Origin of the sequence: Hydrogenophaga sp., from assembly GCF_011772445.1 — a bacterium.
Taxonomy (GTDB): Bacteria; Pseudomonadota; Gammaproteobacteria; order Burkholderiales; family Burkholderiaceae_C; genus Hydrogenophaga.
Genome location: NZ_WVZN01000038.1, coordinates 10239 through 24427, shown reverse-complemented (window position 1 = coordinate 24427; position 14189 = coordinate 10239). Strand labels below are relative to the sequence as shown.

Below are 14189 nucleotides of genomic sequence, written 5' to 3'. Positions count from 1 at the left end.
GCGCGGCAAGGTGCCGCCTCAGGAGAAGCGATGGAGACTGTTCACTACCGCCGCGAGGACCGCATCGCGTGGATCACGCTGGACCGTCCGCGGGCGCACAACACCATCGACGACGCACTGGACGCTGGACTTCTCGAAGCCTGGCGTCGCTTCGCCGCAGACGACGAGGCCTACGTGGCCATCCTCCACGGCGAAGGTCCGTCGTGCTGCGCTGGCGCGGATCTGAAAACCGTGATCCCGCGCTGGAGCCAGGCCAACTTCGGCGATCTGCGCGCCAACGTGGCGCGCGGGCTGGGCGGTGGCATCACTCGCGGGGGCGACCGCCTCTACAAGCCCATCGTGGCGGCGGAGCACGGGCATACGGGTGGTACCGGCTTCGAATTGGCCCTGGCCCGCGACATCCGCCGGCTGCGATTGGTCGGCCATGTGGTGCCGCACGAGGCGCTGCTCGACAAGGCACTGGAGACCGCACGGTGCATCGCGGACAGCAACCGTGTGGCGACCACCGAACTGGCGCTGGTGTGCACACAAGGCATGCTGATGGCACCGGAGCCGGGTCAGCGGCTGGCCTACCTGCTCGGCGCCTGCAGTCGGTGGCCCCGCTGTTTCGCGCCCATCCGCAGCACACCGCGTCACCTGACCTCGCGCAGCAGGTGCGCGAGCAAGTGGTCTACACGGTGTTTGGCGGGCCGGGGCACAAGGCCCCGCCCGCCTGACGACAACCGACAGGAACAGCCGGCGTCAGCGGCGCCAGCCGCGCAGCAGCAGCGCGTTGCTCACCACGCTCACGCTGCTCAATGCCATGGCGGCGCCTGCCACCACCGGATTCAGCAGCCCGGCCGCGGCCAACGGGATGCCGATCACGTTGTAGGCAAAGGCCCAGAACAGGTTCTGGCGGATCTTGCGGTAGGTGCGGCGCGAGATGTCGATCGCGTCGGCCACCAGTGCCGGGTCGCCACGCATGAGCGTGATGCCCGCCGCGTGCATGGCCACGTCGGTGCCGGTGGACATGGCGATGCCCACGTCCGCCGAGGCAAGCGCGGGTGCATCGTTGATGCCGTCGCCCACCATGGCCACGGTGCGCTCACCGTCCTTCAGGCGGTTCACGATGGCGGCCTTGTCCGCGGGCAGCACCTCGGCCTCGACGTGGTCCACGCCGAGCTGGCTTGCCACCGCGGTGGCGCTGCCCAGGTTGTCGCCGGTCACCATCACCGAGCGCACGTTCATGCCACGCAGGCGCTCGATCGCCTGCAGTGCGCTGGCCTTGGGGGCATCGCCGAAGGCCAGCAGGCCGACCAACTGCGGGCGGTCGGTGACGTCCGCCAGCCAGGACACGGTGCGCCCGTCGTCCTGCAGGGCATTGGCTTGTTCGCGCAGGGCCGCGGTGTCCACGCCGAGTTCCTGCATGTAGCGCGGGCTGCCCAGACGCAACACGCGGCCCTGCACCTCGGCCGACATGCCACGGCCCGCCACCGCGCTCACCTTGGCGGCCGACAGCAGCGGCACACCGGCGCGCTTCGCGGCGTCCATCACCGCGCGGGCCAACGGGTGCTCGCTGCCGGCCTGGATGGCCGCGCTCCAGGGCAGCAGGTGGGTTTCGTGTCCGAGCGCGGCCGTCGCTGCCACCAGCGTGGGCCTGCCTTCCGTGAGGGTGCCGGTCTTGTCGAACGCCACCGTGTCGATGCGGTGCGCGAGTTCGAGCGCCTCCGCGTCCTTGATCAGGATGCCGTGGCGCGCGGCCACGCCGGTGCCGGCCATGATGGCGGTGGGTGTGGCCAGGCCCAGGGCACAAGGGCAGGCGATCACCAGCACCGCGACGGCGTTCAGGATGGCCTGCTCCCAGTCGCCAGTGGCCACGCCCCAGCCCAGCAGCGTGAGCGCGGCCAGTACCAGCACCACCGGCACGAACACCGCGCTCACGCGGTCCACGATGCGCTGGATGGGCGCCTTGCGCGCCTGGGCCGACTCCACCATGCGCACGATGCGCGAAAGCGTGGATTCGGCGCCCACTGCGGTGGTGCGCACCAGCAGCAAACCTTCGGCGTTGATCGCGCCGCCCGTGACCTTGTCGCCCTCATGTTTGGCCACCGGCAGGCCCTCGCCGGTGATGAGCGACTCGTCCACCTGGCTTGCGCCTTCGACCACCACGCCGTCCACCGGCACGCGCTCGCCCGGACGGATCACCACCAGGTCGTTCACTTTCACGCGCGCCAACGGCAGGTCGATGTCGCCACCGTCGGTGCGCACTCGCGCCACCTCGGGCTTCAAGGCATTGAGCGCTGCGATGGCGGCGGTGGTCTGGCGCTTGGCGCGCGATTCCAGCCACTTGCCCAGCAGCACCAGCGTGATGATGACGGCCGAGGCTTCGAAGTACAGGTGCGGAGTGCCGTGCTCTGCGTGCTTGAACAGCAGGTACAGGCTCAGGCCGTAACCGGCGCTGGTGCCCAGCGCCACCAGCAGGTCCATGTTGCCGGCGCCAGCGCGCACCGCGCGCCAGCCGGCACGGTAGAAGCGGGCGCCCAGCCAGAACTGCACCGGCGTGGCCAGCGCGAGCTGCCACCAGCCATCTATCATCCAGTCGGCCCCGAACAACATGCCGACCATGGGCAACACCAGAGGCAGGGACAGCGCAGCGGCCAGCAATACCGGCCAAAGCGATTCACCCCTGGATGCAGTGACCGGTCGCGAAGGGTTGTCCTCGAACATGACGGCTCGGTAGCCCGCCTTGTCCACCGCTGCCATCAGCGCACCTGCCGATATGCCGACAGCCTTGACACTGGCGCGCTCCGTCGCGAGGTTGACGACGGCCTCTTGCACGCCGACCACGGACTTCAAGGCCTTTTCGACGCGCGCCACACAGGACGCGCAGGTCATGCCCTCGATCAAGAACTCGAAGCTCTCGGCGGCCACGCTGTAGCCCGCTTTGTCGACGGCCGCGATCAACGCAGCGCCCGATGTGCCTGCGGCCACGTTGACCGTGGCGCGTTCGGTGGCCAGGTTGACGTCAACGCTCGCCACGCCCACAACCGACTTGAGGGCTTTCTCGACACGGACGACACACGATGCGCAGGTCATTCCCTCGATGGGAAACTCGTGTGCCACGAGGGTGCTGGAAGTGTTCATGCTGGATCTCCTTGAGAAGGGGTGGGCTGGATACTCGGCCTTGCCACGGGGGCAAGGTCAAAAGGCCGTGACCTGAAACCGGCGATGGGCCCAGGCCCGTGCCATTGGCAGCCAGTGGCGCCAGCCTTGCGAATCGCGCCAGGCGCGCGCCTGCACGGGCTGGCGGCCGAGCACCTTCAAGAAGGGGCCGAAGCCGGCGTGGGACAGAAGGCAGTCGGTGGGCATGGCGGTGCTCCGGTAGAGGTTGGAGCTGCGCATGCTTGCGTTTGACACGTTGTCAAGGTCAAACGCCGTGCGTTGCCTTGGGGTGCTTGCGCTTGTCACTGTGGCAAGCCCCACGCTGGCAGCTCCTCAACCCTTTCGGAGCCCTCCATGCACGAATTCCACCTTCCCGACATGACCTGCGGCCACTGCGCCTCTACCGTCAACCTCACACTCAAGCTGGTCGACCCGGCGTGCGAGGTTTCTGTTGACGTCGCCAGCCGCAAGGTGCAGGTGAGCAGCCGCGAAGACCGTGCGGCGCTGGTCGAGGCGCTGACGGAATCGGGCTACCCACCCGCGGCCTGACCGTCGGTCGGCCAGGCCCGAGCCGGCACTTGACCTTCCCACGGGGTGAAGCTTCAAGCTTCACCCCGTTGCGCATTCTTCGGAGATTCCCATGTCCACGCTCATGAACATCGGCCAGGCGGCTGCCGCAGCCGGCGTGTCGCCCAAGATGATTCGCCACTACGAATTGATCGGTCTGTTGCCCGAGGCCGACCGCAACGAATCGGGGTATCGCCTCTACAGTGAGCGCGAGGTATCAGTGCTCCGCTTCATCGGGCGTTCGCGCCACCTGGGCTTCTCGATCCCCCAGATCGCCGAGCTCATCGGACTGTGGAGCGACTCGGCGCGCTCCAGCCGCGAAGTCAAAACGGTGGCCGAACACCACCTCGCCAGCCTCGACGAGAAGCGGCGCGAGATCGAGCAGATGATGGCCGGCCTGTCTGAACTGGTGCAGGCTTGCCCGGGCGATGACCACCCCCACTGCGCCATCCTGGACACGCTGTCGCAGCACAGCCTGGACAAACACCAACCGCGGCACCGGCCGAAACTCAAGAAGGGCAACGCCAAGGACAGTGAGCAAGCCGCAACGGGCTCGGGTCACATCGATCTGATGGCCTGGATGCGCGGCGTGCACGTACACCACGGCGCTCACTAAGCGTTACATCGCCGGACAGTCAACCGGCAACGAATCCATGCCGACGCGTCGCGCGGCGCCAGCGTGATGCACCTTGCGGTGGATGCCGCTTCCCGAGACCATGGCGATGACGGAGCCATCGCGAGCGGCCACACTATTCAGTGACCTGTAGACCGCAGCAGTGGCCGATCGCCTGGGCTCTGTGTAGGGCGTCGGCTCAAGCGAGCGCGCCGTGTGCAAGAGCCAGGGTGCACAGGACAAGTCCCAAAGGCGGCACACGGATTGCCCAGAGGGCCGTGCATTCGACCCCTCCGCATGATGAGCCGCCTCGTCAGCTTCGAAAAATCGTTCTTTGAACGACCCCCTGTTCCCAAGGCACCCCCGCAGAGGAGCCGCTGGGCCGCGAGACTGCAAGCGTTACGGCACTTGTGGTGGCGTCGTGTGGTGCTGGCTGTGGCGCTTGGGGTGTTCTTGCCAGTGGTCAGTGCCACCATGGCCTGTCAGATCGACTGCGTGTTTTCAGCGCTCCACCCTGCGGACACCACCGCAGGTCAGTCGACGTTACACGTGGCCACCGGGCACGAGACCGTGGATGCCGGTTTTGATGAACATTCGCAACATCTTGGGCCCTGCCACTTGGGCTTCATGACCTCGGTCGCCAGTGACACCCGTGAGGACCTGGCTCAAGCCCCCCGCTTTTGGCACCTGATGCCTTCGGCTCTGGTCCGTTCGTGTGTCTGGCCGCCGCCGCGGCACCCGCCACGAACCTGATCTATCCCCAATCCACCTCATTTCGCCCTCGGGCGAAGCCCTCTTCGCGCGCAGCGAGCGCGCGGAAACCGAACTTCGGGAAACAAGGAGATTGTCATGGCCCACGAGATTCACCAAGCCTGCGTCGATGCGTGCAACACCTGCGCCGACGCCTGCGACCACTGCGCTGCCGCCTGCCTGCAGGAACCCGACATCAAGATGATGGCCCGCTGCATTGCGCTGGACATGGACTGCGCGGCCATCTGCCGCATGGCCGCCGGCTACATGGCACGCCGCAGCGAGTTCGCCAAGTCCTTGTGTCAGTTGTGCGCCGAGGTTTGTCAGGCCTGCGGCGATGAGTGCGCGAAGCATCAGCAAGAGCATTGCCAAGCTTGCGCCAAAGCATGCCAGCAGTGCGCCGACGAGTGCCGCCGCATGGCCAACTGAACCGGTGATGCGGATCGTCGCCTCTCGCGACTGCGACGAATGCCGCTTGCAAGTGCGTAAGAAGGGAGTCCTCGCCGGTGCAGCCGTGCGGGGGCTCCCATGATGCGCTCGACGTGACCCGAACACTGGGGCTTGACATTCCCATGGGGGGAAGCTTCATGCTTCGAATTAGCTACAAGTCGTATCCACCCGTGTGCCCGGAGGGAGAGAGCTTGCGGAAGCACCTGCAGTAGCGATCTGATGTCATTTTTCACATTCTTGGGAGCCATGTCGATGAGTACGCCCAACCGTCAGCACCATGACGATCATCACCATCACGCTGGTCACGAGACAGCGCATGCGCCTTCCGCGCCCTCATCCAGCGCTGGACTCAAGGATCCGGTGTGCGGGATGAAGGTCGATGAAAGTTCGAGTTTCCACGTCGAGCACAACGGTCGCCCCTACTATTTCTGCAGCTCGAAGTGCCTGAGTCGCTTCTCTGCGGAACCGGCGAAGTACGTTGGCCCGGTCGCTTCACCGACAGCAGACGCTCAACAGGCCGAGCAGGATGTACCGCCGCCAACGGACGGGACCATCTACACCTGCCCCATGCACCCCGAGATTCGCCGGGATGCGCCGGGTGCCTGCCCGATTTGCGGCATGTCGCTTGAGCCGCTGATCCCTGAGCTGGAAGCCGACGACAACCCCGAACTGCGCGACTTCGCGCGGCGCTTCTGGTGGACCCTTCCTCTGACCGCGGCGGTTTTCGTGCTCGGCATGTTCGGCCATCGCCTCCAGTGGTTCGACATGGTGACGCAGAGTTGGATCGAGCTGGTGCTCTCAATCCCCATCGTGCTCTGGGCGGGTTGGCCCTTCTTCGCGAGGGGGTGGCAGTCGCTGAGCAACCGCAGCCCCAACATGTGGACGTTGATCGCGCTGGGCACCGGTGCCGCCTTTGTCTACAGCGTGATCGCGACGGTCGCGCCAGGCGTCTTCCCGGAGTCTTTCATTTCAATGGGTCGTGTGGCGGTCTATTTCGAGGCGGCCGCGGTGATCATTTCGCTCACGCTGCTGGGGCAGATCCTGGAACTCAAGGCACGTTCGCAGACCTCAGCGGCCATCAAGTCCTTGCTGGGACTGGCCCCCAAGACGGCCCGACGCGTTCGCACCGACGGCACCGAGGAGGACGTCCCCCTCGCGCATGTGCACGTGGGCGATCTGTTGCGCGTGCGCCCGGGCGAAAAGGTGCCCGTGGACGGCGTCGTCACCGAAGGCAGCAGTGCCGTCGACGAGTCCATGCTCACGGGAGAACCGATTCCGGTGACCAAGCGGGCTGGCGACAAGGTCATTGGTGCCACGCTCAATACCAGCGGCGCCTTGATGATGCGCTCCGAACGGGTCGGCTCGACCACCATGCTGTCGCAGATCGTGCAGATGGTCGCTCAGGCACAGCGCTCCAAGGCGCCAATGCAACGCATGGCCGATGTCGTCGCGGGGTACTTCGTGGTGACGGTGGTTCTGATCGCCCTGGCCACCTTGCTCGTCTGGGGCCTGTTCGGTCCCGAGCCGCGCTGGGTCTTTGGCCTGATCAATGCGGTGGCCGTGCTGATCATCGCCTGCCCCTGCGCCCTCGGCCTGGCCACGCCCATGTCCATCATGGTGGCGTCGGGCAAGGCGGCCACACGCGGTGTGCTGTTCCGAGATGCCGCCGCCATCGAGAACCTGCGCAAGGTCGACACGCTGATCATCGACAAGACCGGCACGCTCACCGAGGGACGTCCCGCCTTCGATCAGTCGATCGGCATCGAAGGCCTCAGTGCCGACGAGGTCCTGCGCCTGGCGGCCAGTCTCGACCAGGGCAGCGAGCACCCTTTGGCCGACGCCATCGTGCACGCGGCCCGCGAGCGAGGCCTCGCGCTGGACAAGCCTGAAGCCTTCGAATCGAGCTCAGGCATTGGCGTTCGAGGGGTGGTGGCGGGTCGCCGGCTGGCGCTGGGCAACACGGCGCTCATGGAGCAACTGGGCGTGTCTGTCGACGAGCTCACCGCCGAGGCCGAATCCTGGCGCTCGCGCGGCGCCAGCGTGATGCACCTGGCGGTGGACGACAAGCTCGTTGGGCTGCTGGCCGTGTCCGATCCCGTCAAGGCCTCAACCCCGGAAGCGCTGTCCCTCCTCAAATCGGCGGGGCTTCGGATCGTGATGGCCACCGGCGATGGCTTGACCACCGCCCGCTCGGTCGGCGAACGCCTCGGCATCGATGAGATTCATGGCGAGGTCAAGCCCCAAGACAAGCTGCGCCTGGTGGAACGCCTGCAGGCCGAAGGCCGCGTGGTGGCGATGGCGGGGGACGGCATCAACGACGCCCCTGCCCTGGCGCGGGCCGACGTGGGCATTGCCATGGGAACCGGGACGGACGTGGCCATGAACAGCGCGCAGATCACGCTGGTCAAGGGCGACTTGCGTGGCATCGCCGTGGCCCACAGCCTTTCTGAAGATACGGTGGCCAACATGAAGCAGAACCTGCTGTTCGCATTCTTCTACAACGCCCTCGGGGTGCCCGTGGCTGCCGGCGTTCTGTACCCCCTGACCGGCTGGTTGCTCTCGCCGCTGATTGCGGCACTGGCCATGAGCCTGAGCTCGGCGTCTGTGATCGCCAATGCCCTGCGGCTGCGCGCCGGCCGCTGACCCGCGGTGCGAGGCACGTTGCGGCTCATGGCGTGCGAGCTCGTGCAGCACCTGACCCCCGGCCACGCATCAGGCGAAACACCACCGGCACCACGAACAGCGACAGCAAGGGTGCGCTGATCATGCCCCCCACCATGGGCGCTGCGATGCGCTGCATCACCTCGCTGCCTGTGCCGCTGCTCCACAGGATGGGCAACAGCCCCGCCACGATGGTGGCCACGGTCATGGCCTTGGGTCGCACGCGCAGCACCGCGCCCTCTCGGATCGCGTCCAGCAGCGCGGCGGCGTCGGCTTCACCCCGGGCGAGGCGCGCTTCCCAGGCCTGCTTGAGGTAGACCAGCATGATCACGCCGAATTCGGCCGCCACCCCCGCCAGTGCAATGAACCCCACCACGCTGGCCACCGACAGGTGGTGGCCCAGCGCCCAGAGCAGCCAGATACCGCCGATGAGCGCAAATGGCAGCGTGGCCATGATGAGCAAGGCCTCGTCCAGGCGGCGGAACGTCATGTACAGCAATACGAAGATGATGAGCAGGGTGAACGGCACCACCACCTTGAGCCGGGCGCTGGCGCGTTCCAGGAACTCGAACTGCCCTGACCAGGACACCGAGTAGCCCGCCGGGAGCGCGACGCGTTCGGCCACCGCCCGCTGCATGTCGAGCACCGCGCCGCGCAGATCGCGGTCGCGCACGTCCACGTAGACGAAGCCCGCCAGCCGGCCGTTTTCGCTGCGCAGCATGGGCGGGCCGTCGCTGATGCGCAGGTCGGCCACGTCGTCGAGCACCAGGCGCTGGCCGCCGGGCGCGAGGATGGGCAGCGCACGCAGCGCCGGCATCGAGTCGCGCAGCTCGCGCGGGTAACGCAGGTTGATGCTGAAGCGCTGCAGCCCTTCCACCGTCTCGCCGATCACCATGCCGCCCACGGCACTCTCGACGATGGCCTGCACGTCGGCGATGTTCAGGCCGTAGCGCGCCGCCGCGTCGCGCTGGATGTCGACGTCGATGTAGCGTCCCCCCGTCAGCCGCTCGGCCAGCGCGCTGCTCACGCCCTCCACGCCTTTCACCGCGCGCTCGATCTCCCCCGTCAGTCGGTCGATGACCGCAAGGTCGGGGCCGGCCACCTTCACGCCCACCGGGCTCTTGATGCCGGTGGCCAGCATGTCGATGCGGTTGCGGATCGGCGGTACCCAGATGTTGGAGAGGCCGGGCACGCGCACCGTGCGGTCCAGCTCGTCCACCAGGCGATCGGGTGTCATGCCCTCACGCCATTGGTCCCGGGGTTTGAACTGGATGGTGGTCTCGAACATCTCCAGCGGCGCCGGGTCGGTGGCGGTGTCGGCGCGGCCCGCCTTGCCATACACGCTCTGGACTTCGGGGATCGATTTGATTAGCCTGTCCGTCTGCTGCAGCAACTCGCTCGCCTTGGCGGCGGACAAGCCAGGCAAGGCGGTGGGCATGTAGAGCAGGTCGCCTTCGTCCAGCGGCGGCATGAACTCGCTGCCGATGCGCTGCAAGGGCCACAGGCTGGCGAGCAGCAGCAGCACGGTCACCATCAGCGTGGCTCTGGGCCAGGCCAGCACCGCGTCGAGAACGGGCCGGTAGATCGCGATCAGCCAGCGGTTGATGGGATTGCCCTGTTCGGGGGGGATGCGCCCGCGGATCAGGTAGCCCATGAGCACCGGGATGAGCGTGACCGCGAGCCCCGCCGACGCCGCCATGGCATAGGTCTTGGTGTACGCCAGCGGCGAGAACAGCCGCCCCTCCTGCGCCTGCAGGCTGAACACGGGGATGAAGCTCAGCGTGATGATGAGCAGCGAGAAAAACAGCGCGGGCCCTACCTCGGCCGCGGCCTCGCCGATCAATCGCCATCGGGGCTCACCGGCCAGCGTCTGGCCGGGGTGGTCGTGGGCCCAGCGCTCCAGGCGCTTGTGGGCGTTCTCGACCATGACGATGGCCGCATCCACCATGGCGCCGATGGCGATGGCGATGCCGCCGAGCGACATCACATTGGCGTTGACGCCTTGCTGCTGCATGACGATGAAGGCCACGAGCACACCCAGCGGCAGCGTGACGATGGCCACCAGCGCGCTGCGCAGGTGGAACAGGAAGGCCAGGCACACCAGCCCCACGACCACGAATTCCTCGATCAGCTTGGTCCGCAGGTTGTGCACCGCGCGCTCGATCAGGCCGGAGCGGTCGTACACGGGCACGATTTCAACGCCGGCAGGCAAGGCGCGCTGCAAGCCGCTGAGCTTGGCTTTCACCGCGTCGATGGTGTTCAGCGCGTTCTTGCCCGAGCGCATCACGATCACGCCCCCGACGGCCTCGCCTTCCCCGTTGAGTTCGCCGATGCCGCGGCGCATCTCCGGCCCGATTTGCACGCGTGCCACGTCACCCAGGCGCACCGACACGCCCGCGGGCGTGGTGAGCAAGGGGATGGCACGGAAGTCCTCCAGCGATTTCAGGTAGCCGCTGGCGCGCACGGCGTACTCGGCTTCGCCGAGTTCCAGCACGGAGCCGCCCGCCTCCTGGTTGGCTCGGCCCACGGCTTCTCGCACCTGTTGCAGGGTGATCCGGTAGGCCGCCAGCCGGTCCGGATCGAGAACGATCTGGTACTGCCGCACCATGCCCCCCACGCTGGCGACCTCGGCCACGTCCGGAACGGTCTTCAATTCAAAGCGCAGGAACCAGTCTTGCAGCGCGCGAAGCTGCGCCACATCCTGCTGGCCGCTGCGATCGATCAGCGCGTACTGGTAGATCCAGCCCACGCCGGTGGCGTCCGGGCCGATGGAGGAGCGCGCGGCGGCCGGCAATCGCGCCTGCACCTGGTTGAGGTACTCCAGCACGCGCGATCGGGCCCAGTACAGGTCGACCCCATCGTCGAACAGCACGTAGACGAAGCTGTCGCCGAACATCGAGAACCCGCGCACCGCCCGGGCCCCGGGCACCGACAGCATGGTGGTGGTCAGCGGGTAGGTGACCTGGTTCTCCACGATCTGGGGCGCCTGCCCAGGCCAACTGGTGCGGATGATGACCTGGGTGTCCGACAGATCGGGCAGCGCATCGAGCGCTGTGCGCTGCACCGCCAACACGCCCCAGGCGGCCACGATCACCGTGGCAATGAGCACCAGGAACCGGTTGGCGATGCTCCAGCGAATGAGTGCGGCGATCATCGCGGCTCTCCCGCTGGCACCCGCTCCAGGCGCGTGATCTGCGGCACATCGCCGTCCTGCAGGCGGAACTCGACGCGCACCCGCTCTCCGACCTTCAGATCGCGGGGCAGCGACCCACCCGGCGGCAACTGAAACCCCATGACCATCGCGGGCCACTGCAGCGAAGCGATCGGCGGATGGTCCAGCGTCAGCGTCTCGCCCTTCATCTCGGTGATGGTGGCCTCGGTTCGATGGGTGGTCGCGGGCGGTGCGGCGGGCGACGGGCTCGCCGGGGTCGTCTCCGGGTTCAGGCGTGCCTCGAGGCCGCGCAGGCTCGCCTCGGAGTCGATCAGGAACTGGCCCGAGCGCACCACGCGCTGACCCAGTTGCAGGCCGGCGGTGATTTCGGCCTGATCGCCCACCTCCTGCCCGACCTGGACCTCCACCGGCCGGAAGCGCCCCCCCTCCTCCGCCAGCATCACCACGCTGCGCCGCCCGGTGCGGATCACCGCATCACTGGGCACGAGCAGACGTTCTTCCAGGCTCGGGCGAGCCAGGCGCATCTGCACCAACATGCCGGGCACCAGGCGCCCTCCGGCGTTGTCCAGCTCCAGCCGTGCCTTCAGGGTGCGCGTAGCAGGGTCCACCGCCGGCAACCATGCCTGCAGGTGCCCCTCGAACACCTGTCCGGGCAGGGCCGGGCTGGTCACGCTGACCGCCAGGCCGGCTTGAAGCCCGCTGCTCTGGCTTTCGGGCACGTCGGCCTCGGCCCACACACGAGCGGTTCCCTGGATGCGCAGCAGCGGCATGCCGGGTGTCACCGTCGCGCCCTCGCGCACCTGCAATTCGGTGAGCAGCCCGGACTGCGGCGCGTGCAAGGTGAAGCGTGGCTGCAGGCGGCGCCCTTGCACCACGCTGGCCACTTGCGCGTCGCTCATGCCCGACTGGCGCATGCGCTGAAGCGCCGCCTCACGCAAGGCATCCAGCCCCTCTGCGGACACGCGCGCCAGCGCAAGGTAGTCCTCCTGCGCCGCCACCCAGTCGGGCACGTACACGTCCAGCAAGGGCGCGCCCCGCGCCACGCGGTCGAAGGTGGCGCGCACGTGCAGCTTCTCCACGAAACCCATGGCGCGGCTGCTCACCACCGTCTGGTCGCGCTCGTTCCAGGCGATGTTGCCCACGGCCACGACCTCGGCATCGAGCCGACCCTGCTCCACCAGGGCCGTCCGCATGCCCAGGTTCTGCTGCATGCGCGGGCTCACCGCGATGCTTGCGCTGTCGCTCCCTTCGGCGCCTGGCCCGCCGGCGTATCGCGGCACCAGCATCATGTCCATGAAGGGCGATTTGCCGGGCGCATCGAAGTTCTTGCCCGGCACCATGGGGTCGTGGTAGTTGAGGATGCGCCGCCCTGTGGCGGGGTCCACATCGCCGGCCTTGAGGCCATCGCGGATGTGCCGGCGCGTGGCTTCCTCGCCTTGGGGAATGCCCCATCTCGACGGGTCCACCACCGCGGGCGGCGCGGATGAAGCAGTCGCGATCGGCGAGGCGCCCGTGTCCGAGGCCTGCCCCTGGCGTCTGCCAGCATCCACCCCCAGTTTCCAGGCGCCAAAGGCGACAACCACCATCAACAGAACCGTGACCAGCACCCGCCACCGCTTTGGGTTGAAGTACGTGCTCATCGCTCACCTCGCGTCGGTGGGTTCATGCTCAGGGCTTTGGTCGCCGACAGCGCCTCCAGTGCCGCCCAGGGGCGTGCCACGCTCAGTTCCATCTCGATGCGTTCCAGGGCCAGCACCAGACGTGTCTGGCGTGCTTCCAGCACAGCGCTCAACGGCGCGGCGCCCGATCGATAGGCCGCGAGCGCCAGATCGACCCGTTGCCGGGCCAAGGGCAGACGCTCGCGGTCGATCAACTCGCGCTGTGCCAGCGCGGCCAGACCGTCCTGCTGCCAAGTGGCGATCTGCTGGCGCCGGCTGCGCTGCGCCTCCTGCCACTCGGCTTCCATGGCATCGGCCTGTGCCAGGCTGGCTGCCAGTTCGCGGTCCTGGCGCCGGCCTCGGTTGCTGGTGAGCGGTATCGACACCGCCACGGACAACATGTCCGAGTACGCCGAACCGCGCTGGCTCAACATGAGCTCCACGCCCCAATCGGGGTCGCGTTCCTCTCGCGCCACCGCGGCCACGGCGCGGGCCACCTCCACGCGGCCTTGCAAAGCCCTCAGTTCGGGGTGCTGACCCAGCGCCGTCTCCAGCGCCGGCCAGGTCTCGCGGCGCCACAAGGCGGTGGGTGGCTCGGCCAGCGGCTGCTCCGGTGCCAGGCCGGTCCAGCGAGACAGGGCGTTGCGGGCCGTGACCAGCTCGGCATGCCCTTTCAAGCGGTCCTGCTCCAGCTTCCACAGCGCGTCGCGAGCGGCCACCCAGTCGATGGGTGATCCCTTGCCGCCGCGCACCGCCGCCTCGGCGGCCTGCACCTGCAGTCGTGCCTCGGCCAACTGTTCGTCCAGCAGCACCAGGCGCTGCTCCGCTGCCCGGCGTTCGAACCAGGCCACCGTGGTGTCACGCTGCAACTCGCTTGCCTGCCATTGGCGCAGCACCCCGGTGGCTTGGGCCTCCAGTTCGAAGCGCCGTGCACGCGCCTCGCGCTTGCGCTGGCTGGGCAAGGCCTGCATCAGGCCGATGGAGCGCATGGTCATGAAGTCGCGCGTCGTGCTCCAGCGGTCGGGCCCGTTCACGGGCAGGTTGTCCAGCGAGAGCCGCAACACGGGATCGGGCCGCTGGCCTGCGACCACCGCGGTCTCTCGGGCGGCCAAGGCATTGGCCTCGGTGGCCTTGAGCGCCTGTGACCGCTGCCATGCGGCCGCCACGGCGGCGGGTA

Annotated in this window: 9 protein-coding genes and 1 pseudogene; 5 read left to right on the top strand and 5 right to left on the bottom strand. The window is 67.8% G+C overall.

From position 1 onward, the window contains the following. Window positions 1–30 precede the first annotated feature (30 nt). A pseudogene (locus tag GTO19_RS22405) lies at window positions 31–345 on the top strand (enoyl-CoA hydratase/isomerase family protein); the annotation flags it as partial. Between the two features lie 396 nt (window positions 346–741). Here the strand turns inward: GTO19_RS22405 and GTO19_RS15485 are convergent. After that, entirely contained in the window at window positions 742–3123 is a 2382-nt protein-coding gene (locus GTO19_RS15485) for a heavy metal translocating P-type ATPase (protein ID WP_287493042.1), read from the bottom strand. 57 nt (window positions 3124–3180) lie between these two features. After that, window positions 3181–3381, bottom strand: coding sequence for a hypothetical protein (locus GTO19_RS15480; RefSeq protein ID WP_291022703.1), 201 nt, complete (start codon window positions 3379–3381; stop codon window positions 3181–3183). A gap of 114 nt (window positions 3382–3495) precedes the next feature. Here GTO19_RS15480 and GTO19_RS15475 point away from each other — a divergent pair, with 114 nt between their 5' ends. The 4 genes from GTO19_RS15475 to GTO19_RS15460 all read left to right on the top strand — a co-directional run bounded on the left by GTO19_RS15475 (window position 3496) and on the right by GTO19_RS15460 (window position 8164). Then, window positions 3496–3690, top strand: coding sequence for a heavy-metal-associated domain-containing protein (locus GTO19_RS15475; RefSeq protein WP_287493038.1), 195 nt, complete (start codon window positions 3496–3498; stop codon window positions 3688–3690). Between the two features lie 91 nt (window positions 3691–3781). Continuing rightward, entirely contained in the window at window positions 3782–4324 is a 543-nt protein-coding gene (locus tag GTO19_RS15470) for a MerR family DNA-binding protein (protein ID WP_353844601.1), read from the top strand. Between the two features lie 846 nt (window positions 4325–5170). Next, window positions 5171–5500, top strand: coding sequence for a four-helix bundle copper-binding protein (locus GTO19_RS15465; RefSeq protein ID WP_291022699.1), 330 nt, complete (start codon window positions 5171–5173; stop codon window positions 5498–5500). A 273-nt stretch (window positions 5501–5773) separates the two neighbouring features. Further along, on the top strand, window positions 5774–8164 hold the full coding sequence (locus GTO19_RS15460; RefSeq protein ID WP_291022697.1) for a heavy metal translocating P-type ATPase: 2391 nt from the start codon (window positions 5774–5776) through the stop codon (window positions 8162–8164). A gap of 25 nt (window positions 8165–8189) precedes the next feature. On the opposite strand, the gene GTO19_RS15455 is transcribed toward GTO19_RS15460, so the two are convergent. The 3 genes from GTO19_RS15455 to GTO19_RS15445 form a co-directional block, all read right to left on the bottom strand. Then, window positions 8190–11336, bottom strand: coding sequence for an efflux RND transporter permease subunit (locus tag GTO19_RS15455; RefSeq protein WP_291022696.1), 3147 nt, complete (start codon window positions 11334–11336; stop codon window positions 8190–8192). Beyond that, window positions 11333–12994, bottom strand: coding sequence for an efflux RND transporter periplasmic adaptor subunit (locus tag GTO19_RS15450; protein WP_291022692.1), 1662 nt, complete (start codon window positions 12992–12994; stop codon window positions 11333–11335). The genes GTO19_RS15455 and GTO19_RS15450 overlap by 4 nt, the downstream gene beginning before the upstream one ends. Beyond that, a partial coding sequence (locus tag GTO19_RS15445) for a TolC family protein (RefSeq protein ID WP_291022689.1) occupies window positions 12991–14189 on the bottom strand: 1199 nt, incomplete at its 5' end. The genes GTO19_RS15450 and GTO19_RS15445, both read right to left, overlap by 4 nt.

Excerpts from the sequence above, each read along its gene's own strand:
- GTO19_RS15485 (WP_287493042.1), bottom strand. The coding sequence starts at position 3,123 with ATGAACACTTCCAGCACCCTCGTGGCACACGAGTTTCCCATCGAGGGA.
- GTO19_RS15480 (WP_291022703.1), bottom strand. The coding sequence starts at position 3,381 with ATGCGCAGCTCCAACCTCTACCGGAGCACCGCCATGCCCACCGACTGC.
- GTO19_RS15475 (WP_287493038.1), top strand. The coding sequence starts at position 3,496 with ATGCACGAATTCCACCTTCCCGACATGACCTGCGGCCACTGCGCCTCT.
- GTO19_RS15470 (WP_353844601.1), top strand. The coding sequence starts at position 3,782 with ATGTCCACGCTCATGAACATCGGCCAGGCGGCTGCCGCAGCCGGCGTG.
- GTO19_RS15465 (WP_291022699.1), top strand. The coding sequence starts at position 5,171 with ATGGCCCACGAGATTCACCAAGCCTGCGTCGATGCGTGCAACACCTGC.
- GTO19_RS15460 (WP_291022697.1), top strand. The coding sequence starts at position 5,774 with ATGAGTACGCCCAACCGTCAGCACCATGACGATCATCACCATCACGCT.
- GTO19_RS15455 (WP_291022696.1), bottom strand. The coding sequence starts at position 11,336 with ATGATCGCCGCACTCATTCGCTGGAGCATCGCCAACCGGTTCCTGGTG.
- GTO19_RS15450 (WP_291022692.1), bottom strand. The coding sequence starts at position 12,994 with ATGAGCACGTACTTCAACCCAAAGCGGTGGCGGGTGCTGGTCACGGTT.